Origin of the sequence: Prolixibacter sp. SD074 (genome assembly GCF_009617895.1) — a bacterium.
Classification (GTDB): domain Bacteria; phylum Bacteroidota; class Bacteroidia; order Bacteroidales; family Prolixibacteraceae; genus Prolixibacter.
Genome location: NZ_BLAW01000001.1, coordinates 1,445,712 through 1,465,936 on the forward strand (window position 1 = coordinate 1,445,712; position 20,225 = coordinate 1,465,936).

Annotated in this window: 22 protein-coding genes; 9 read left to right on the forward strand and 13 right to left on the reverse strand. The window is 42.6% G+C overall.

All coding sequences use genetic code 11. From position 1 onward, the window contains the following. Positions 1 to 80 precede the first annotated feature (80 nt). From GJU82_RS06365 to GJU82_RS06375, 3 genes are all read right to left on the reverse strand, one after another. Entirely contained in the window at positions 81 to 413 is a 333-nt protein-coding gene (locus tag GJU82_RS06365) for a hypothetical protein (RefSeq protein WP_153631380.1), read from the reverse strand. Between the two features lie 61 nt (positions 414 to 474). Beyond that, complete coding sequence (locus GJU82_RS06370; protein ID WP_153631381.1) at positions 475 to 624, reverse strand: hypothetical protein; 150 nt, start codon at positions 622 to 624, stop codon at positions 475 to 477. Positions 625 to 668: 44 nt separating this feature from the next. Then, positions 669 to 992: a hypothetical protein gene (locus tag GJU82_RS06375; RefSeq protein ID WP_153631382.1), complete on the reverse strand. Its 324-nt coding sequence runs from the start codon at positions 990 to 992 to the stop codon at positions 669 to 671. Between the two features lie 591 nt (positions 993 to 1,583). On the opposite strand from GJU82_RS06375, the gene GJU82_RS06380 reads away from it, so the two are divergent. Further along, entirely contained in the window at positions 1,584 to 1,856 is a 273-nt protein-coding gene (locus GJU82_RS06380) for a hypothetical protein (RefSeq protein ID WP_153631383.1), read from the forward strand. A 123-nt stretch (positions 1,857 to 1,979) separates the two neighbouring features. Here GJU82_RS06380 and GJU82_RS06385 read toward each other — a convergent pair whose 3' ends face one another. The 3 genes from GJU82_RS06385 to GJU82_RS06395 form a co-directional block, all read right to left on the reverse strand. After that, on the reverse strand, positions 1,980 to 2,300 hold the full coding sequence (locus GJU82_RS06385; protein WP_153631384.1) for a nitrous oxide-stimulated promoter family protein: 321 nt from the start codon (positions 2,298 to 2,300) through the stop codon (positions 1,980 to 1,982). Between the two features lie 66 nt (positions 2,301 to 2,366). Further along, complete coding sequence (hcp, locus tag GJU82_RS06390) at positions 2,367 to 4,010, reverse strand: hydroxylamine reductase (RefSeq protein WP_153631385.1); 1,644 nt, start codon at positions 4,008 to 4,010, stop codon at positions 2,367 to 2,369. Positions 4,011 to 4,063: 53 nt separating this feature from the next. Continuing rightward, positions 4,064 to 4,945, reverse strand: coding sequence for an ATP-binding protein (locus tag GJU82_RS06395; protein ID WP_153631386.1), 882 nt, complete (start codon positions 4,943 to 4,945; stop codon positions 4,064 to 4,066). 115 nt (positions 4,946 to 5,060) lie between these two features. On the opposite strand from GJU82_RS06395, the gene GJU82_RS06400 reads away from it, so the two are divergent. The 3 genes from GJU82_RS06400 (at position 5,061) to GJU82_RS06410 (ending at position 7,274) form a co-directional block, all read left to right on the forward strand. Then, a complete protein-coding gene (locus tag GJU82_RS06400; RefSeq protein ID WP_153631387.1) occupies positions 5,061 to 5,726 on the forward strand; it encodes a Crp/Fnr family transcriptional regulator in 666 nt (221 codons plus the stop codon). A gap of 155 nt (positions 5,727 to 5,881) precedes the next feature. Further along, complete coding sequence (locus tag GJU82_RS06405; RefSeq protein ID WP_153631388.1) at positions 5,882 to 6,574, forward strand: fumarate hydratase; 693 nt, start codon at positions 5,882 to 5,884, stop codon at positions 6,572 to 6,574. Between the two features lies 1 nt (position 6,575). Further along, on the forward strand, positions 6,576 to 7,274 hold the full coding sequence (locus GJU82_RS06410) for a DUF3307 domain-containing protein (RefSeq protein ID WP_153631389.1): 699 nt from the start codon (positions 6,576 to 6,578) through the stop codon (positions 7,272 to 7,274). 11 nt (positions 7,275 to 7,285) lie between these two features. Here GJU82_RS06410 and GJU82_RS06415 read toward each other — a convergent pair whose 3' ends face one another. Beyond that, positions 7,286 to 7,855 carry an aminodeoxychorismate/anthranilate synthase component II gene (locus GJU82_RS06415; RefSeq protein ID WP_153631390.1) on the reverse strand — a complete coding sequence of 190 codons (570 nt, stop codon included), beginning with the start codon at positions 7,853 to 7,855 and terminating at the stop codon, positions 7,286 to 7,288. Between the two features lie 2 nt (positions 7,856 to 7,857). Here GJU82_RS06415 and GJU82_RS06420 point away from each other — a divergent pair, with 2 nt between their 5' ends. Continuing rightward, complete coding sequence (locus GJU82_RS06420; protein WP_228488592.1) at positions 7,858 to 8,874, forward strand: aminodeoxychorismate synthase component I; 1,017 nt, start codon at positions 7,858 to 7,860, stop codon at positions 8,872 to 8,874. Further along, entirely contained in the window at positions 8,858 to 9,457 is a 600-nt protein-coding gene (locus tag GJU82_RS06425) for an aminotransferase class IV family protein (RefSeq protein ID WP_153631391.1), read from the forward strand. Before GJU82_RS06420 ends, GJU82_RS06425 begins: the two co-directional genes overlap by 17 nt. Before the next feature lie 3 nt (positions 9,458 to 9,460). Here the strand turns inward: GJU82_RS06425 and GJU82_RS06430 are convergent, their stop codons facing one another. Both GJU82_RS06430 and recF read right to left on the reverse strand, forming a co-directional pair. Further along, positions 9,461 to 9,751 carry a DUF721 domain-containing protein gene (locus GJU82_RS06430; RefSeq protein ID WP_153631392.1) on the reverse strand — a complete coding sequence of 97 codons (291 nt, stop codon included), beginning with the start codon at positions 9,749 to 9,751 and terminating at the stop codon, positions 9,461 to 9,463. 225 nt (positions 9,752 to 9,976) lie between these two features. Then, positions 9,977 to 11,104 carry a DNA replication/repair protein RecF gene (gene recF / locus GJU82_RS06435; RefSeq protein WP_153631393.1) on the reverse strand — a complete coding sequence of 376 codons (1,128 nt, stop codon included), beginning with the start codon at positions 11,102 to 11,104 and terminating at the stop codon, positions 9,977 to 9,979. 199 nt (positions 11,105 to 11,303) lie between these two features. On the opposite strand from recF, the gene GJU82_RS06440 reads away from it, so the two are divergent. Together GJU82_RS06440 and ribH are read left to right on the forward strand one after the other, a co-directional pair. Continuing rightward, entirely contained in the window at positions 11,304 to 12,044 is a 741-nt protein-coding gene (locus GJU82_RS06440; RefSeq protein ID WP_228488593.1) for a tol-pal system YbgF family protein, read from the forward strand. Between the two features lie 78 nt (positions 12,045 to 12,122). Continuing rightward, positions 12,123 to 12,617 (forward strand): 6,7-dimethyl-8-ribityllumazine synthase, encoded by a 495-nt coding sequence (ribH, locus tag GJU82_RS06445; RefSeq protein WP_153631394.1) that lies wholly within the window; start codon positions 12,123 to 12,125, stop codon positions 12,615 to 12,617. A gap of 141 nt (positions 12,618 to 12,758) precedes the next feature. Here ribH and yidC read toward each other — a convergent pair whose 3' ends face one another. The 4 genes from yidC to GJU82_RS06465 form a co-directional block, all read right to left on the reverse strand. Continuing rightward, positions 12,759 to 14,687, reverse strand: coding sequence for a membrane protein insertase YidC (gene yidC, locus GJU82_RS06450; protein WP_153631395.1), 1,929 nt, complete (start codon positions 14,685 to 14,687; stop codon positions 12,759 to 12,761). 27 nt (positions 14,688 to 14,714) lie between these two features. After that, positions 14,715 to 16,322, reverse strand: coding sequence for a CTP synthase (locus GJU82_RS06455; protein WP_153631396.1), 1,608 nt, complete (start codon positions 16,320 to 16,322; stop codon positions 14,715 to 14,717). 149 nt (positions 16,323 to 16,471) lie between these two features. Next, on the reverse strand, positions 16,472 to 18,586 hold the full coding sequence (locus tag GJU82_RS06460) for a DUF349 domain-containing protein (RefSeq protein ID WP_153631397.1): 2,115 nt from the start codon (positions 18,584 to 18,586) through the stop codon (positions 16,472 to 16,474). Between the two features lie 214 nt (positions 18,587 to 18,800). Beyond that, on the reverse strand, positions 18,801 to 19,289 hold the full coding sequence (locus GJU82_RS06465) for an Hsp20/alpha crystallin family protein (RefSeq protein ID WP_153631398.1): 489 nt from the start codon (positions 19,287 to 19,289) through the stop codon (positions 18,801 to 18,803). Between the two features lie 203 nt (positions 19,290 to 19,492). Between GJU82_RS06465 and trmD the strand changes: the two genes are divergently transcribed. Further along, positions 19,493 to 20,182 (forward strand): tRNA (guanosine(37)-N1)-methyltransferase TrmD, encoded by a 690-nt coding sequence (gene trmD / locus GJU82_RS06470; RefSeq protein WP_153631399.1) that lies wholly within the window; start codon positions 19,493 to 19,495, stop codon positions 20,180 to 20,182. The last annotated feature ends 43 nt before the right edge of the window (positions 20,183 to 20,225 follow it).

Here is a 20,225-nt window from a genome sequence, read left to right on the forward strand (position 1 = left end):
CGTGAACAGTAAATGTCCTGGTGTCTTCACAATTGGTTTTCTAATTTTCGTTGGAATTTACTGCCCAATTAATCACCCGATTATGATTCAGGCTCATATTTACTGCCATCCTCATTATAAGTAACAGTCATGCTTTGTCCATTCAGTTGGAGTACAACCTGATATACTTTTGATCCATCTTCAGTAGTCGCAACTGAAGCCTGACTGATTGTGGCATCTTTGTAGTCATTGCTCACAGCCGTTGTTACAGCTTCGGGCAAATCAGCCACATCAACCGAAACAAATTTCAGATCCGATTGCATCTGTAAAACAGAAGATGTCTTCATGTTTTTTGAAACTGAATTTGCTGCATTCGATACATAACCAGTGCCTAATGCAAAAACTAATACCAATGGAATAATTACTTTTTTCATAACTAACTTGTTTTAAATTGTTTGTTAATATTTAGAAATTTGCTGGTGATCTGTTTTTCTCTTAACTCATTTGGTACCGTGAACCATCTTCATTGTACATGACAGACTCTTCCTTTCCCTCAACATTCAACATCACTTTGTACAATTTAGTACCATCATCCAGTTTTGCCACATATGCTTCGGTAATGGTTGCATCCTTGAATTCGTTCATTTTTTATACCAGGGAAATATTTACTTCAATCTTCTAATCTTCCTTTAATTTTGTAACTGAGCAACATACCTTTCACCATCAGCTTTGTACAAAACATTGTTTATTCCTGATGGAGACCGAAAGGTTAAGCGGTAAACCGGCTTTCCACTGATAGTACCGGTAATCACCTGGTTCGATAAACGGCATCCGGTCAATTCTTCGGCAACCGATTCCTTTACGGCCATGGGTAAATCACTCAACTGAATAACGCTAAAAACCACCTTTTCCACAGAAGAGCTATTCTTTGAGTGCCCACCTTCTATTTGTCCGGTTATATCGGCTGATGAAACCGGGAACAAAAGAAACGCTATGGACGAGTGATTTTTCATGTTAATTCATTTATTTATTCAAGTATCTGCTTGTCTTCGGCAGATAATATAGAAAAGGTCGTGCCAAACTCAGAACACCAAATGGAGATTACAAGACAACACATACAATATTTGACACTTACACTTCTTTCATTTTTCGTTTACATTATTATGATAACATGATTTTATATCAACATGTAGAAACAATTCCACATTTTGAGTACACAGCTTGTGGATGACAATATAATTTGTGGAAGATGAGTGGAAAGGATATAGTCAAAACAACAGTAAGTAGATATAAAACAAGCGAATATCATGATTTTAATCACGTTTATATTCTGCCGTAAAGCAGAAATGTTAAAAAACATCTATGGCATTCACTTATAAACAGTTAAACACATATCGTTTTGAAAAACTGTTATTTGAGGGTACTGAATCGGAAGTGGCACTCATGGCATCAACATATATTGATAATTATAGTCATATGCTGTATAACCTGTTTCCTTTTTTCTGTTCACGGTAAGATGTAAATTGGCAGAACAGAACACGAAACAACATGATGATGTTACAGTTTAAGTAAACCACCAAACAAGAAATTCAAACCCAACTGAAATGAGCAGAACATCAGAATTACAAACAGTTAAATCTTTTCAGGAACAAAAGAGAAGATTTAAGAACAGGATTGTAAAAGAGATCATCAGTAAAGATGAAAGATTGACGGAAATAAGAGATTTTTGGGGAAAGAGCCCGAAGAAGTTAACAGACATTCTGATCGTCCATGAACTGGATGAGGGAATAACTTTCGACTACACGGATCATTACAAGATCCCGCCGTCAGTCGACGCTGAAATCGAGATGATTTTCAAAGAAATTTTTTTATCATAGGCCGGAGTTTATCCGGCTTTTTCTTCGTAAAGAATACTGAATATATCTCAGTCGCGGGGAAATATGCGCTTATTCAATTCCGAAGGTTCCTGGGAATAGCTATCAACCTGACAGATTAAAATACTAAGTTTTCATTCGCTTTTGTAAAGGTTTCGACAACATGTGGCGTACAGCTGCTCCCGGACGATAGAGTATCATTCTCGGTCCGGCCCAACGCATTACTTCACGAATTCTTTCCCGCATTGCTGGTTTATAGCAATGAACCGGGCAATGTTTGCAAGCAGGCTTTTCATCACCAAACACACAATTGTCCAATCGTTTCGCTGCATAGTCAATTAACTCCTCACAGTCAAAACAGATTATTTCCCGCCTATGATTCTTCCGACAATACAATTCGATCATGAGTGTAACGATTTGCTTTTCTTCTGAACGTTTTCCAGTCATTGCTCAAAATAAATGAAAATCCCACCGAACAAGATCCAGTGGGAATAAAAACGAATCAACCTAAACTTAACCCATGAAAACCTCAATGTCTTCATCTACGGTTTTAATTCCGGCAATTCCGAAATTTTCTACCAGAACGTTGGCCACGTTTGGAGAAAGGAATGCAGGAAGTGTCGGTCCAAGATGAATATTCTTTACTCCGAGATAGAGCAACGCCAGCAATACAATCACTGCTTTCTGTTCGTACCAGGCAATGTTATATGCAATCGGCAGCTCGTTAATGTCATTCAATTCGAATACCTCTTTCAGCTTCAGGGCAATTACTGCTAACGAATAAGAGTCGTTACACTGCCCCGCATCCAACACGCGGGGGATGCCACCAATATCACCCAGTGAAAGTTTATTGTAACGATATTTAGCACAACCGGCCGTCAAAATTACCGTACCTTCGGGAAGTTTATCTGCAAATTCAGTATAGTAATCGCGGCTCTTCATGCGTCCATCGCAACCTGCCATTACAAAAAACTTCTTGATAGCTCCGGTTTTTACAGCATCAACAATTTTATCGGCCAATTGTATTACCTGGTTGTGTGCGAAGCCACCTACAATCGTTCCGGTTTCCAATTCCGTCGGTGCAGCACATTTTTTTGCATGCTCAATGATGACTGAGAAATCTTTAGGTTGACCATCTTTCCGGGGTGCAATGTGTGTTACACCTTCAAATCCTGCAGCGCCAGTGGTATATACGCGATCTTTATAGGAAGCGGCTGGAGGTACAAGACAATTAGTCGTCAGCAATACCGGACCGTTAAACGCTTCAAACTCTTCTTTCTGCTTCCACCATGCGTTACCATAGTTCCCAACAAAATGTTTATACTTCTTGAAAGCCGGATAATAATTGGCCGGTAACATTTCGCTGTGCGTGTAAATATCCACACCAGTTCCTTCGGTTTGCTTCAACAATTCTTCAAAGTCTTTTAAATCGTGACCACTAACCAGGATACCAGGATTCTTCTGTACACCCAGGTTCACTTCCGTGATTTCCGGATTACCGTAACTTTCGGTATTGGCCTGGTCGAGCAATGCCATCACATCCACACCATATTTTCCGGTTTCCATGGTTAAAGCAACCAGCTCATCAACCGTAAGATTATCGTCAGTAGTAGCAGCCATTGCTTTCTGCATGAATGCATACAACTCTTTCTTTTCGTAACCGAGATTAAAAGCGTGCTCAGCATAAGCAGCCATTCCTTTCACACCATAAACAATCAACTCACGCAAAGAACGAACATCAGGATTCGCAGTAGAGAGAACTCCCACGTTAGCAGCTTTTTCTTCGAATGCTTCCAGTGTATCAGCTTCCCAGGTAACCGATTCATGCGTATGGGTCAGTTTGCCACCTTCCGCTTCAAAACGGTTTTTCAATTCAGCACGAAGCTTCAGTCCTTCACGAATTTTTTCTTCGATTTTTGTTTTATCGAAATTGGCATTGGTAATGGTCATGAAAAGAGCGTCAAACACAAAGCGGTTTACAGGCTCCCATTCGATTCCCATTTGACGGGCTTCCTGCGCGTATATCGATATTCCTTTGGTAACAAAAACCAGTAAGTCCTGTAAATTGGCTACATCATCGGTCTTACCACAAACACCTTTGACGGTGCAGCCTTCGCCTTTCTTGGTTTCCTGACATTGAAAACAAAACATACTCATAATTATTCGTTTTAAAGATTAAGTTTTATGATTAACTATTTATATAATGGCACTTATACCCACTCTTCTTCAAGTACTTCACCACGAATGCTGACAGTGATGGCTTTTACCGGAACTTTTCGGCTAGCCCGTTGTGTGGCCATTTGAACTATTTGATGCAAACCACCGCAACAAGGAACTTCCATCATAAGCACCGTAATCGTGTTCACCTTTGCTTCGTTGATCAGTGTGATTAACTTTTCGAGGTAAACCTCTTTGCCGGAATCCAGTTTCGGACAAGCAATAACTAACGATTTATCCTTCAGGTAATTTTGATGAAAATCACCCATGGCAAAAGCAGTACAATCGGCTGCAACCAACAAGTCTGCACCTCGAAAATAAGGCGCTACCGGATTAATGAGATGCATCTGCACTGGCCACTGTCGAAGCTGTGATGCCAATGAACCATTTTCACCCTTAGGCAGCAGCTTCAACTCCTCCGGGTTAAAAACTACGGTTTGAGAGCTTGGGCATCCACCACCACAACTGCTTCCATTCACCGGCTTCGGCCCAGCATGAACAGCATCCTTAACCGACTGAACAGAGAAGGGCAAAGTCTTTGCATTTTCCACCAAATATCCCATTCCCTGCTTCAAAAATCCTGTCTCATTGTGCCCACGCAGATGCTTCAAATGTGCCACTACCGTATTAAATCCTTTACTCACCATGATCTCTATCACCTTCACTTCATCGTATGGCTCCGCTTCACGGTTTTCAATGGTAATGGCCCCTTCCGGACAGTGCCCGATACAAGCTCCCAAACCATCGCACATCAAATCGCTGATTAGAACGGCCTTCCCGTCAATAATCTGCAATGCACCTTCGTGGCAGTTTGGCACGCAAAGACCGCAACCGGTACATTTCTCGTCGTCTATATGGATGATGTCACGTTGCATGTTCCGTTTTGTTTGTTCTGTTGTCTAAGTTTTACATCATAAATGTAGAGCGGATGCTACCAGGAAAGTGTAACAGCTGTTACAATTCGGTATATTTGCATAAAAACCTTCAGAGATGAATACGGTTCTTGCCCAATCGCCCATATTCAAAGAACTTCAACCACTAGAAGTTGAAAATCTACTGGTTCAGGTCCCACATCAGATTCGACACTTCCACAAAGATGATTTGCTGGCCGTAGCCGGGGAAGAAGTGAATGCAGCGATGATTATCATGGAAGGAAAGCTTCAGGGTGAAATGGTTGACTTTGGCGGGAACAGTTTGAAAATAGAGGAATTAACTCCACCACAGATGGTTGCTGCCGGTTTCCTTTTTGGACGAAACAGCCGTTTCCCAGTGAATCTTTCGGCTATGGCTGATGGCAAAATGCTAATCATTTTAAAGCCCAATTTTACGCGGCTGTTGAGTCTCGACAATCGTGTTCTAAATAACTTTCTGAACATCATTAGCGATAAAGCACAATTCCTTTCCCGGAAAATCAGCTTTCTGAATTTTAAAACCATCCGCGAAAAAATTGCCTTTTTTCTGCTGCAATATTACAAACCAGGATTCCGGAATATTCCACTACCACAGAATCAGCAAAGTCTGGCAGAAATGTTTGGTGTGGCACGACCTTCTCTGGCGCGCACCATTGGCGAATTACAGCGTGAAGGTATTTTGGAATGGCGCCGTAGCGAAGTAGAAATCAGGAATGCCGAAGCGCTAAAAAGTATATTACAGTAAGACCCCGTTTCATTATTGGTATATTTACCGATAAACATCATTTATTAGTATTTATACCGATAAAATAAATTTATTGGTATACTTACCGATATTGCATGTTTATTGTTATATTTACCAATAAATTGATTACATAGAACGGACGAAGGCAATAATGAATGATGAAAAACAGGGCAACCATTTCATGCGATATCATCTCTTCAACGGCTTTGTCTGCCGCAAATCGAGATATGTTGTCAGAAAAGCTGAAAGAGTTGATGACTAAACTTACGCGGCACTTTGCCAATCAGGGATTTTACGGCCGAGTGCTGAAAGGTGATTACATCGAATGCGCCTTGGATACTCCGGAAACGGCCCTGCGTGTGGCCCTACTTATTAAAACGTTTGTACGGGCAATCGAGTTGCCAACATCTAAAGAAGAAAACAAACGCATAAAATACTTCAAGGAGCATGGCGTGCGCGTGGCCATCGCGGTAGCTCCGCTGGAAAACTACCAGCCCCGGAAAGGAGTTATGGACGGAGAAGCCATATATCTTTCAGGAAGAGCACTAAACCGGAACAACACACACGACAAGCAAAAAATCGTCATCAAACGAACATTGTATTTTCTTTCAAACGATCTGGCTGTTCAACGTTTATATGAAACCATGCTCGAAATGCTGGATGTAATACTGGTACGTTGTTCGGCCAAACAATGTGAGGTCGTATTTTATAAATTGCTAAACAAATCGGAAGTGGAAATCTCCAAAATTCTACAAAAGAACCAGTCGACCATCAACCAGCATTCGACAGCTGCCGGCTGGAATGCCATAGACCGGGCGGTTTCGTACTTCGAAGAAAACATACACTGACATGATACTAACCCTCTTGTTCCTGCAGCTTACGGCCCATCTGGCAGCCGATTTCCTTCTTCAAAGCGAACGCTGGAGTTTACAGAAAGAGAAAAAAATAGTCAGCAAGATTCACATCTGGCATATCCTCATCGTTTTTGCTTCGGCATGGCTTTTTTCATTGCAATGGGCTTTCTGGTCAGCCGCATTTGCCATTGCAATATTGCATTTTCTTACAGATATGGCGAAGAGCTTTATCAGGGTAAAGTGGAACAAAGATTGGTTTTTCATCGACCAATTTATTCATGTAGTGATTATCATCGCCATTGTGTGGCTGTATGCACAATCCGGTGTGAATCAAATCCCGGCATTCATCAATACCCAAACAGCTGCCATCATATTTGCTTACACCCTCTGTGTGAAACCATCGAACATCATCATCCGGTATATTTTTCGCTACTTCTCAATTCCGGCACCAGTAGAAACAAATAACGAAAATGGCGGTGGATTGCCCAATGCCGGCAAACTGATTGGCATTACCGAACGGTTATTGGTTCTGACGTTGGTACTATTGCAGCAATATTCAGTCGTGGGTTTCATCATTGCAGCCAAATCTATCTTGCGCTTTAGCGATGCGCAGAAAACCGAATATGTTCTTGTAGGAACCTTGCTGAGCTTTGGAATAGCCATTTTGATGGGCGTTATAGTAGGCTATTTCTAGCATTAGCGCCTCTACAGTCCGCTCAACCAATTCTCGATCATTTTCCTCCCATCCGGTGTCATGATTGATTCAGGATGAAACTGAATTCCCCTAACAGGCCAGGTACGGTGTCGCAAGGCCATAATGTTTCCGGTTTCGCCACGGGCCGTTATTTCCAGTTCTTCCGGGAAACCGGCATCGTCCACCGCCCAGGAATGATAAAGACCTGTATCAAAAACAGCAGGAATATTCTCAAAAAGCAAATCATGAACCAGTGCTTTGGTTTGAATGACGGTGCCGTGATAAATGGCATCCAGGTGTTTCAGTTTACCGCCAAAAGCTTCGGCAACAGCCTGATGCCCGAGACAAACGCCCAACATAGGAATTGACGATCCCAATTGGCGAATAATTTCCCCCATCAATGGTACATCTTCAGGCAAACCTGGTCCGGGCGAAAAGATGATGCGATCGAAACCCGCCACTTCGTCTAGCGTTACTTCATCGTTCTTCCGAACAACCACTTCATCTCCGCCCCACTGCTCTACAAGCTGCACCAGGTTGTAAGTAAACGAATCGTAGTTATCGAAAATCAGCACCCGCATCGGTGGAAAAAGTATTAATTTTGATGCGCAAAACTACACCATTCTTTGGCATGAGTGAACATTTCGCGGAAAAAATGAACCGGCTGGCCGCACAACATCAACCGTTTCTGTTCGTGCTTGATTTCAAACTTAAGGCACCGTTGGTGCTGGAATTATCTGAAGCAACTGCCCAGGGCATTTTGTTCGACGTGGACGGCCAACGAAATTTCAGACCGGCCGCTTTCCCGAAAAAAGCTGTACAGTTCCGGAAACATCCGGTATCATATGACACCTACCGGGAAGGCTTCGACAATGTAATGCGGCATATTCGGCACGGCAACTCGTTCCTCACCAATCTCACATTTCCCACTCCTGTGGAAACCAATTTATCATCTGAAGAGATTTTCCATCGCAGCACTGCACCCTATAAGTTGCTGGTTCCTGGCAAATGCGTTGTTTTTTCTCCGGAAATTTTCGTCAAAATCACCGATGGGAAAATAGCATCATACCCGATGAAAGGCACCATCGATGCAGCTATTCCCAATGCTGCCGACCAGATTCTAAACGATCGGAAAGAAACAGCTGAACACAACACAATTGTCGACCTGATTCGAAACGATTTGTCGATGGTGGCGAAAAATGTGCACGTTTCCCGATTCCGGTACATCGACGAAGTGCAAACGCATGAAAAAACGCTGCTGCAGGTTAGTTCTGAGATTTCCGGTGACCTGCCTTCAGGCTATCATTTCAACATTGGAAGCATAATGGCTGCGTTGCTTCCGGCGGGTTCCATTTCCGGGGCACCGAAACAAAAAACGGTGGAAATCATCAGCGAATCAGAAATTGATAAACGTGGATATTACACCGGCGTATTTGGCCTTTTTGATGGTCATAATCTCGATTCAGCCGTGATGATTCGGTATATTGCACAGGAAAACGGACGAATGGTGTTTCGCAGTGGCGGAGGCATCACCGTATTCAGCGAACCGGAAAAAGAATATCAGGAAATGATTGACAAAGTGTATGTGCCAATTCATTGAAACCATCTGTATCCGAAATGGAGAGCCGGAACGACTTATATGGCATAACGAACGCCTGAACCGAACACGGCAGGAAGTCGTTGCCCATGTCGACAGAATCGATTTAATCGATTACTTAAGTATTCCGGTGAAAGCGAAAAATGGCCTTTTTAAATGCCGTGTTACCTACCGGGAAAAGATTGAGAAGGTTGAATTTGAGCCTTATTCCATGCGGCCGGTGCATTCGCTTCGTTTGGTGAATGCCAATGATGTTGATTACCAATATAAATATGCCAACCGGGAAAAACTGCAAGATTTGTTTGCTCAACGTGGCGATGCCGATGATGTGCTATTGGTCAAAAACGGGTTCATCACCGATACATCGTATGCAAATATTGTTTTCAGGAAAGGAAAAAAATGGTATACGCCGGATACACCTTTGTTACCTGGTACCCGCCGGGCCTGTTACCTCAACCAAAGCAAAATTAAACTTCTCCCCATTCGTCCGGAAATGTTGCCGGAATTCGACGAAGCACGCCTCATCAATGCGATGGTTTCATTGGAAGAATCACCGGTAATTCCAATTAAAAATATAAAATGGTAGGTTTTAACGGAGAACAATTTCGCGAATGACCTGACGCCCAACGTGGTTGTTCATCGCATCAACTATCTGATGACGCATCATGAAGAGCTCATTGCGCACAATGGAAGAACGGAGATGTACATACAACACGCCATTTTTGATGTAAATGTTGGTGGTGGCCCGGGCAATGGTTTTCCCAATAATGGCCTCCCATGAATTGATCGCTTCCACTTCGGCCAGTTTCCCGTCCATCCGCGATTCTTTCAGGTATTCCTTAATCACACTACCCAATGACTGTGTTTCGCTTCTTCGCATTCCTGTTGCCTGTTTTCTTGCATAAATTCCTTACCACAAATGTAAAGATGCTTACCGGGAAAAGAACGCATCCCTTCGATTTATTATGAACATCTTTCTTTGAACACCTGTTTTGTTCGGGTTACCGTGAAATAATAAACAGGCATGCATGTTCTGGTTTTAATCTAACCCGAAAATGGTTGAGCAAAAGTGTTTCAGCGTTATTCTTATAAAAATGGTCCAAAATCACACTTCGTGCTTCCCATTATTTCCATTCTCAACGACCGCCCCATCGGTTACCCGGAAAATGCGGTAGTCGGCACCCACACGGGGAATAATCCGATCGAGATGCTCCCGGTTGGTATCGGTAATGAAAATCTGCCCGAACGTATTTTCTGAAACGAGTTTGACGATCTTTTCCACTCGTTCGCCATCCAGCTTGTCAAAAATATCATCAAGGAGAAGCATGGGCATGGCCTCGTTCACCGAACGGATAAAATCGAATTGAGCAAGCTTCAGGGCCACCAGGTAAGTTTTCTTCTGCCCCTGCGATCCCATTTTCTTCATCGGAAAATCACCAAGTTTCAAATCTAAATCGTCTTTATGAATTCCCACCGAAGTAAATTGCAAAACCCGGTCACGCGGAAGCGCTTCCGTTAATTGTCCGGCAAAATCGCCATCATTCAGCTGCGACTGATATTCCAATGTAACCTGTTCATGGCCATCCGAAATAAAGTCGTAATATTTCTGGAAAATAGGTTGTAGCTCCCCAAGAAACTCCTGCCGGCGCTTATGAATTTTTTCGCCCAGCATAACCAGTTGAGCATCCCAAACTTCCAGACTGTCGGGTTCGAAAACGCGATTGGCAGCAAAGTATTTCAGTAGATTATTACGCTGAAGAAGTGCCCGGTTGTACCGAATCAGATGTTCGAGATATTGCCGGTCGTTTTGCGAAATCACACTATCCATGAACTTACGGCGCTCATCGCCCCCCCCCATTATCAAACGTGTGTCTGAAGGGGAAATCATTACTAATGGTAAAAGGCCGATATGTTCCGACAGTCGCTTATACTCTTTCTTATTACGACGGAATTTCTTTTTCTGCCCTTTCTGGAACCCACAATAAATGTTCTCATCCTCATCCAGGCGGCTATATTGTCCCTGCAACACAAAAAACTCATCTTCGTGGCGGATATTCTGTGAATCGACCGAATTAAAATAGCTTTTGCAGAAAGAAAGATAATAGATACCATCCAATAGGTTGGTTTTCCCTACTCCGTTGTTTCCAATGAAACAATTTAATTTGGGCGAAAATTCCAATTCAACCTGTTGCAGGTTCTTAAAATTAATGACAGATAATTCCTTAATGTACATGAATGAGATATAATTGAGGGAAATAATCCAAATACAAAACTAATAAATAATCGCCCCGAACAGTCGTTTGGAGAATCTGAATTAACATTCAAGCTGTTTATCAAACACTTAATATGAAATATCTTTAAAAATTTTCTTTTGTCGCCGCCTTTTATTTTTATGATTAAAAATACCATTGATTCCTGAAAAAAATTTATTTTTGCCTTCACGTTTACACGACCTGAAAATTAAAGAGATAAAAAATACGATGAGTAAAGGAAAAAACAAACACACCAATGAAAACCTACAGGAAGTTGAACACGCGCTGACGTCAAGTGAACAGTTTTTTGAAAAGAATCAAAAGATCATCACTTACATTTTTGTAGTTGGCGTTATCATAGCCATCGCTTTCCTGGCCTTCCACAGGTATTACAAAATTCCGCGGGAGAAAAAAGCACAGTCTCAAATGTTTGTTGCCGAAGAATATTTCCAGAAAGATTCATTCAACCTGGCTCTTAACGGCGATGGTAACTATCCTGGTTTCCTCGATATTTTGGATGAGTACGGAAGCACAACATCTGGTCACCTGGCACGTTATTATACCGGAATCGCTTATCTGCATCTTGGCCAGTACGAACAGGCTATTGAATACCTTGACGATTTCAGTACCGATGACCCGCTGCTCGGACCAATTGCCAAAGGCGCTACCGGTGATGCATATGCCGAACTGGGGAATAACGACAAAGCAGTAAGCCGATATATGGATGCTGCCAACATGAACGACAACGATTTTTCAACTCCTATTTACCTAATGAAAGCAGGAAACCTATATGGAACCATGGGTAATTATGACGGTGCGCTGAACGTCTACAAAACGATTAAGGAAAAGTACCCGGAAAGCAACGAGGGAAGGCAGATTGATAAATACATCGCCCGCATTAAAATCCTGGCGAAAAAATAAAAGAATTAGTTTTCGATAACTCAATCCCCTTCGTTCGAAACGGAGGGGATTTTTTATCTTTGCAAAAATCCTAAAAAAATGGCTACAAAAGATTTATCTGCATACGATATGGAAAAGGTTCCATCGTCCGAAAACATGAAATTCGGTATCGTGGTATCGGAATGGAACGATGAAGTAACCGGAGCGCTGGTGCGCGGCGCTGTTGAAACACTGAAAAAGCACGGAACAAAAGACGAAAACATTCGGGTAAAACACGTACCCGGAAGTTTTGAATTAACCCTGGGCGGTCAGCTTTTCGCTGAAAATACCGACGTAGATGCTGTTCTGTTGCTTGGTTGTGTTATACAGGGAGAAACCCGGCACTTCGACTTTATTTGTGAAGGTGTTTCTCAGGGAGCGACTCATTTGAACATAAAATTCAATTTGCCGGTAATTTTCGGTGTTTTAACCACCGATAATCAGCAACAGGCCCTCGACCGTGCCGGCGGCAAACATGGCAATAAAGGCGATGAAGCAGCCATTACTGCCATTAAGATGGTTGCCCTTCAACGTGATTTGGAAAATGGTGAGTAACGAGAAATCATAAACGATACAGTTATCATTAAAGCTGCCCAGGATTAGGCAGCTTTTTCTATGATGATTTTCAGCGAAAGCTAAAAAAAGAGCGGCCCAAAATTGGACTCCCTCTTTCTATTTTATAGAGAATATCTCCGATTATTTCTTCGGTGCTTCCATGCCACGCTGGCGGGCCATATCTTCCAAACGTTTCTGGAATTTCGACTTCTTCGCCGGTTTTTTCTGCTTAGCTGTAATCTGCTTCCGAATCTTATCTTCATCAATAGCTTTCTTGAAAATGAACATCTGCAGGAAGGTCAGCAACAACGACAGGAAGTAATACAAACTTAATCCCGCAGAGTAGTTGTTAAAGATGAACAGGAACATCACCGGCATCAGGTACATCATCGTCTTCATTCCCGGCATCTGTTGTGTTCCGCCCGCATTCATTTCGTTATTCATTTTAATGTAGAAGACGTTGGTAACAGTCATCAACAGACAGAACAAACTAACGTGATCGCCATAGAAGGGGATGGTAAACGGCAAGTGGTACACGGAATCGTACGATGAAAGGTCATGTGCCCACAAGAAACTCTGCTGACGCAACTCGATGGATACCGGGAAGAACCGGAACATCGCAATCAGAATCGGGAACTGAAATAGCATGGGCAAACAACCTCCCATGGGATTCACCCCGGCTTTCTTGTAAAGTGCCATGGTAGCCTGCTGAGATTCCATCGCCTTATCTTTGCCATACTTCGCCTTGATCTCGTCAATTTCCGGTTTCAACGCGCGCATCTTCGCCTGCGACAAGTACGACTTGTAAGTAAACGGAGAAATGATGAGCTTGATGTAAATGGTCAGCAACAGGATGATGATTCCAAAATTGTTGATGTACCTGCGAAGGAAATCAAACGCCGGAATCACAATATATTTGTTCACCCAGCCAATAACTGTCCATCCCAGATTCAACTCCTGATCAAGCTGAAGCTTGTACTGCTTCAATACATTGTATTGGTTCGGGCCAAAAAACATTTTCATCGGAACTTCCTGGGCCTGTGTATTGTCAACCGGAATCGATACATCGGCTGAGAAGTGCCCCAGGTAGTTAGGATTGTCTTCGGTCTTATCGTTTTTGATTTTTGCGCTGGTAAAACTATTATCAGCTATCAAAATTGAAGAGAAAAACAACTGCTTGAAACCAATCCATTTCACAGCGGTCGTCAAATCTTTACTATCCGACTTAGACGAGCTCAGGCTGTTAACTTCATCCTGATGGTATTTATAATAAATGGTGGTGTACCGGTCTTCACCGTATTTCGATTTCTTTTCCTGACGGGGAACATCGATGGCCCAATTAAAGCTCATGTAGGCATTCTGTCCCGTCAACTGACTTAGTCCCTGAGAACGAATATTGAAATCCATCATATATGAATTATACTTCAAGGTATAAACATATTCGATGAATTTGCCATTTCCGGCATCTACACGCATCGTCAGCGTTTTCGAGTCGCCCGGATGCTCTTCATTAAATCCAATACGTCCCTGTTTTCCTTTCGGGACCTTTGGCCCGGTAACAACCAAACTATCTTCGTCCAAAGAAGGTGTGAAATACAAATTATCCGTTTCGATGCTACGATTCTGTGAGAAAAAGTTCAATCCGAACCGGTTACTATCACCTTTAAAGAGAATCAACGGCTTATCGTCGTATGTTTTATAATCCTTAAGTTCTACAGAATAAACCCGTCCCCCTTTTGTCGAAATTTTCACCTTTATCAGGTTATTTTCCAGGGTAATAAACTTTTCTGTTCCAACAGCGGCATGGCCAAATGCACCATACTCATCTTTCCGATTTCCAACGGAAGTTGAAGTTGCAACGGTAGAATCCGGTTTTTCCTGTTCTTTTGGAGCGGTAACTTCCTTTGCCTTCTGTTCGGCTATTCGTTGTTGTTCGGCCTGGACCTGTTCAATTGAGTCACGCTTACGCTTTGCTGCATCAACCTCTTCCCTGGAAGGTTTATTAAAATAACTGAATCCAATCAGTATGACAAAAATGAGAACAAGTCCGCGAATGGTATTTCTATCCATAGGAGTCTTTTACAACTATTTAATGATTTACTCTTTATTTTTCAATACAGCATCGACAAAAGCAACAAATAACGGATGTGGCTTCAGAACTGTACTGCTGTATTCCGGATGAAACTGTACACCAACAAACCATGGATGTTCGGGAATTTCCATTACTTCGACCAAACGGGTCTCAGGATTTATCCCAACAGCTTTCATTCCTGCGCTTTCAAAATCTTTGAGATATTTGTCATTGAACTCGTACCGGTGACGGTGACGTTCATGTACTTTTCCTCTGTTGTAGGCAGCAAACGCTTTCGAATCTTTCTTTAACTGGCAGGCATAAGCGCCGAGCCGCATGGTCCCGCCCTTCTCGATAATGCCTTTTTGTCCTTCCATCAGGTCTATAACCGGATATTTTGTAGAGGGGTTCATTTCACTTGAATCGGCACCACACATGTTGAGAACATTTTGTGCAAATTCAATCACAGCGATTTGCATCCCCAAACAAATACCGAAGAAAGGAATCTTATTCTCGCGGGCATAACGGGTAGCCAGAATTTTTCCGTCAATACCCCGATGTCCAAATCCCGGTGCAACCAAAATTCCGTCACAGCCTGCCAGTTTACGCTCCAGATTTTCCTGGTTGACACGTTCTGAATGAATCCAGGCAATTTCAACATGCGCTTCGTTGGCGGCACCGGCATGAATCAACGCTTCGGAAATAGATTTATAAGCATCGTGCAGCTCAACATATTTTCCAATCAAGCCAATCTTAATCTTTTGCTTCGGATTTTTGCACCGGCGCAAGAAATCATTCCAGGCTTCAAGCTGGGGCGAAACACCGAGAGGGAGTCTCAGTTTCTTCAACACAATTTCATCCAGTTGTTCTTCCTTCATCTTAATCGGCACCTCGTAAATCGTCGGTACGTCAATCGACTCAATTACAGCTTCTTTCTCAACATTACAGAACTGAGCTACTTTGCGTTTAATATCCGGGGTCAGTTGATGCTCAGTACGCAATACCAGTACATCGGGCTGCACTCCGTTTTCAAGCAACATTTTTACCGAGTGCTGGGTCGGTTTTGTTTTCAACTCACCAGATGCGGATAAGTAAGGAACAAGCGTCAGATGAACAATAAGTGCATTCTCCCCTAACTCCCATTTCAATTGTCGCACAGCCTCGATATATGGCAACGATTCGATATCACCAACTGTACCACCGATTTCCGAAATCACTACGTCAAATTTCTTCTTCGAGCCGAGGACCCTAATGTAACGTTTAATTTCGTCGGTGATATGTGGAATAATCTGTACCGTTTTCCCAAGGTAATCGCCGCGGCGCTCTTTATTTATAACCGATTGGTAAATACGGCCTGTAGTAACGTTGTTGGCTTGCGAAGTAGGTGTATTCAAAAATCGTTCATAATGTCCAAGGTCTAAATCGGTTTCTGCTCCATCTTCCGTTACAAAACACTCTCCATGCTCGTAAGGATTCAATGTTCCGGGATCGACATTAATGTATGGATCAAGCTTCTGAATGGTCACCCGGTATCCCCTGGATTGCAATAACTTAGCCAAAGAGGAAGCGATAATCCCTTTCCCCAGCGAAGAGGTTACACCGCCGGTCACAAAAATATACTTCGTTGCTGCCACGTTCCTGTGATTTTTTGAGCTTTTTGAAAGTATGCAAAGTAACGAATAAAATCCGAACAGGTGAAGCCTAAAATTAAATTTAGGGTAAATCCGGGCATGAAAAAGCCCGTCGAATCTCGTCAACGGGCTTTCTCGTACTTTATGTCAATCTACCGGGATTCTTCTCCCAGTTCATCGATTATCTCAATTTTCGATTTCAGGTAATCGATTTGTGAGGTTATCCGATCAATCTTCGATTGAACATTTTCGGCCAGCGACTGGGCTCCTTTCGAATCACCAAAAAAACCAATGTTGTTTTGCAGCGTTCCCAAATCACTCTCAAGCTGCTTAATACGCAACACATTGCGATCCCGCTCACTGTTGATGCGTCCCCAGCCGCGTGGAATAGTCATCCAATGAACCATTTTGTTTCTGAACTTATGCAGGTTACGTTCCTGTTCGTCCATTTCAATCTGATCGAATTTATCATTAATGGCATCCCTGAATTTAGACTCCACATCATCTTTTCTCCGAAAAGGTACGCGTCCGGTACTCTTCCAGCGTTCCTGGAATTCAGATAAAATGGCAACGTCTGCTTCAACATCTCCGGAAGGTTTAAAATTTCCAACTTCCTTAATTATCGCTTTTTTGGCTTTGAGGTTGCCTTCCTGCTCCTCTGTCATACCGGAGAAATGAGAACCTTTTCGGTTGAAAAATTCATCGCAGGCTGCCCGGAAACGTTTCCAAACAAGGTCACTTTGTTTCCGAGGTACGGGGCCGATTGCTTTCCATTTCGTCTGCAAAGCAATCAGCTTATCGGTCGTTCCCTTCCAATCGGTACTTTCCTTCAACTCCTCAGCCTGTTCACATATTTCAATTTTCTGTGCCAGATTATCATGAAGCTTTTCTTTGCTCTTGGCCCAGAAATCACGTTTCTTCCTGAAAAAAGTATCATTAGCAGCACGAAAACGCTCCCACACAAGCGTATTATCTTTTCTTGGTGCAAAGCCAATCGTCTTCCATTTTTTCTGTAAAGCAATAATTTTCTCAGTCATTTCATTCCACTCACGCGGATTGGTCGAATCGAAATTGGCAAATTCCTCCGCCCGCTCACATAATTCAACCTTCTTTTCAAGATTTTCTTTTTGCTTTGCTCTCTCCTCCTCAAAATACTGCTGATATCTCTTATTGATAACTGTTGTTGCCGCCTTAAAACGCTCCCACAATTCCTGCTTGTTCTCTCGCGGAATAGGGCCTATTTCGCGCCAATTTTCATGCAGCTTTTGCAGCTGCCTGAACGTTCTTACCGGATTGGATTCGTCTTCAGCTAACGCCTCTGCCCTATCACACAGTCCAACCTTTTTATCCATGTTCTTCTTCAGATCGAGATCCCGAAGTTCACGGTTTATCTTGATATAGTCATAAAAATTCTCGACATGGTGATGGTAATTTTCCCACAGGTCTTTCACTTTTCCCTGGGGAACCTGCCCCAATTCACGCCAGCGGGACTGGAGTGCATTGAATTCCTGAAAAGTAGCATTTATCGATTCTTCTTTATTGATCAATGCTTTCAGTTCATCAATTATTTCTAATTTCTTCTGATAATTTTCTTCTTTCTGAACTTCCTGTCTTCGGTGATATTCCGTTCTTAGATTTTTAAATTCCTTCAGCAGGTCCTTTAAATCATTCTCATACGGATCGGGGGTGGGCTGAAAATCTTCTTCTGCTCCACCCTCTGCCATAAACGCTTTCTTCTGTTCCTCCAGCTCTGCATTGTGTATTTTATAGAAGTTTGCCTTAATGGCTTCTATTTGAGGACGAATATCCTCGCCAATACCTTTAGGCAATATTTTTCGAAAGGTATTTATTAACTGATCTTTGTTATATCCCGAATAATCCAGCGAAGCTTCACCAACAGCCTCATCGTCGGTTTCTTCTTCCTCTCCTTCTTCATCTACATCATCCGGATCTTTTTCCAACTCAATGGATTCATCGGCTGGACCACTTGCTTGCTTTTTGGACACTTCCCCTTCGTCTGAAGCAGTTTCTTCCGAGGAATATGGAGTGTCCCCCTCGTTTGCTGATTTTCCTTCAGCTTCATCCGAAGCAGAAGCAACTTCTTCTCCCGCAAGTTGCCCTTCAGGATCGTCTACTTGCTGAGCTTGTTCAGGTTCCTGTTCATTTGCTTGTTGCTCATTGTCAACCGGCGTTTGTCTCTCCTGCGAGACTTCTTCATTTTCTACCCTCTCGTTAAGGTTACGAGATTCGTCGTTGTGCTCTGGCATAGCCGAGTTTTTTTGTTCGTTGGACTCTATCAGTTAATCGAATTTGACCCAAAATACAAAAGCGTTAAACCTTTGTAATTCTTACGAAAATATAGAATTGAGGGTTAATCCTCAAAGAAAATAAACATATATTTTGAATTTAGCAAAAAGAAGGGGACTGCGTGAGTATTTTCCAGCCCCCCTAATTCAAAAAATCCAACTTCCGATATTGCTGTTAACCAATCTTAATCCTTCGGGGCCCTTTGTCAATATTTTCTTCCCGTTTCGGTAATCTGATTTCGAGTATTCCGTTGTTAAACCCCGCCGTGATGTTTTCTGTGTCAACAGAATCAGGCATAGAGAACCGACGGCTAAAATCGCCTGCTACAAACTCGCGGGTAGTGTAGTTTACCTTTTCCTTTTCCTGCTCAATTTGTACCGACTCGCCTTTAATGGTCAGGATTTCATTCTCAAGATGTATATTGATTTGTTCTTTGGTGAAACCAGGGGCCACCAGTTCGATGACAAACTGATCCTTTTCTTCCTTTACATTCGCTTTTGGACGACTTGAAGCAGAGCTGTCGTTCCATACTGAGTCGTTAAATAATTTATCCAGTAAATCATTGTTTGATTTCACTTTCGGATATGCGTTCGAGTAAGTCATTAAGTTCAACATGATATTTTCCTCCTTAATTACGTTAATTTCTTCAATGTTAATTTTCAATTTCTGACGGACTTTATTCAAACGATATACCAATTAAAAAATCCTACATTTTCACAAAACTAATGCGTCACATTGTCTGTCTTGTCTATTTATATGCGCCAATATGTCACTTTCACACAAAGTCAACCAGACAAAACAGGTAATTAAAGTGAGAATTGAAATACTCAAAAGGGAAATTTTACTTTTGTAAAAACTTTGACACAATGCGAATAGATATACTTACCGTTTTACCCGAATTATTAGAGAGCCCGTTTAATTATTCGATTCTCAAACGAGCGCAGGACAAAGGTCTGGCTGAGATTCACGTCCACAATCTGAGAGATTGGTCGACAGACAAACACAAGCGGGTAGATGATTATGCGTTTAGTAAAGGTGCGGGCATGGTCATGATGATTGAGCCCATCGAAAAGGCGGTTAACGAATTGAAAAGCCAGCGTGAATATGATGAGATAATTTTCACTTCGCCCGATGGCAAACGGTTCGAACAAAACGACGCCAACCAGCTTTCACTGAAAAAGAACATCATTATTCTTTGCGGACACTACAAAGGCGTTGACCAGCGAGTACGCGACAACCTTATTTCCCGTGAAATATCGGTCGGCGATTTTGTCCTGACGGGAGGTGAACTGGCTGCCGCTATTATCTCTGACGCAGTGGTCCGGCTGATTCCCGGCGTACTTTCCGACGAAACATCTGCATTGACGGATTCTTTCCAGGACGGGCTTCTTAGCCCACCGGTTTATACGCGACCGGCTGATTATAACGGTTGGAAAGTCCCGGATGTGCTCTTATCAGGAAATGACCAGTTGATAGAAGACTGGAAAATGGAACAGGCCTACCAACGAACAAAAGAGCTGCGGCCTGATTTGCTCAAGAAGCACAATGACGAATAAAAAATTCAATATTTCATCCCGGGTCGATTTGCACTCGCCGGGA

Excerpts from the sequence above, each read along its gene's own strand:
- GJU82_RS06430 (WP_153631392.1), bottom strand. The coding sequence starts at position 9,751 with ATGCGAAGAAGCGAAACACAGTCATTGGGTAGTGTGATTAAGGAATAC.
- recF (WP_153631393.1), bottom strand. The coding sequence starts at position 11,104 with ATGTACATTAAGGAATTATCTGTCATTAATTTTAAGAACCTGCAACAG.
- trmD (WP_153631399.1), top strand. The coding sequence starts at position 19,493 with ATGCGAATAGATATACTTACCGTTTTACCCGAATTATTAGAGAGCCCG.
- GJU82_RS06365 (WP_153631380.1), bottom strand. The coding sequence starts at position 413 with ATGAAAAAAGTAATTATTCCATTGGTATTAGTTTTTGCATTAGGCACT.
- GJU82_RS06370 (WP_153631381.1), bottom strand. The coding sequence starts at position 624 with ATGAACGAATTCAAGGATGCAACCATTACCGAAGCATATGTGGCAAAA.
- GJU82_RS06460 (WP_153631397.1), bottom strand. The coding sequence starts at position 18,586 with ATGCCAGAGCACAACGACGAATCTCGTAACCTTAACGAGAGGGTAGAA.
- hcp (WP_153631385.1), bottom strand. The coding sequence starts at position 4,010 with ATGAGTATGTTTTGTTTTCAATGTCAGGAAACCAAGAAAGGCGAAGGC.
- GJU82_RS06425 (WP_153631391.1), top strand. The coding sequence starts at position 8,858 with ATGTGCCAATTCATTGAAACCATCTGTATCCGAAATGGAGAGCCGGAA.
- GJU82_RS06405 (WP_153631388.1), top strand. The coding sequence starts at position 5,882 with ATGATGAAAAACAGGGCAACCATTTCATGCGATATCATCTCTTCAACG.
- GJU82_RS06415 (WP_153631390.1), bottom strand. The coding sequence starts at position 7,855 with ATGCGGGTGCTGATTTTCGATAACTACGATTCGTTTACTTACAACCTG.
- yidC (WP_153631395.1), bottom strand. The coding sequence starts at position 14,687 with ATGGATAGAAATACCATTCGCGGACTTGTTCTCATTTTTGTCATACTG.
- GJU82_RS06375 (WP_153631382.1), bottom strand. The coding sequence starts at position 992 with ATGAAAAATCACTCGTCCATAGCGTTTCTTTTGTTCCCGGTTTCATCA.
- GJU82_RS06385 (WP_153631384.1), bottom strand. The coding sequence starts at position 2,300 with ATGACTGGAAAACGTTCAGAAGAAAAGCAAATCGTTACACTCATGATC.
- GJU82_RS06380 (WP_153631383.1), top strand. The coding sequence starts at position 1,584 with ATGAGCAGAACATCAGAATTACAAACAGTTAAATCTTTTCAGGAACAA.
- GJU82_RS06410 (WP_153631389.1), top strand. The coding sequence starts at position 6,576 with ATGATACTAACCCTCTTGTTCCTGCAGCTTACGGCCCATCTGGCAGCC.
- GJU82_RS06400 (WP_153631387.1), top strand. The coding sequence starts at position 5,061 with ATGAATACGGTTCTTGCCCAATCGCCCATATTCAAAGAACTTCAACCA.
- GJU82_RS06395 (WP_153631386.1), bottom strand. The coding sequence starts at position 4,945 with ATGCAACGTGACATCATCCATATAGACGACGAGAAATGTACCGGTTGC.
- ribH (WP_153631394.1), top strand. The coding sequence starts at position 12,123 with ATGGCTACAAAAGATTTATCTGCATACGATATGGAAAAGGTTCCATCG.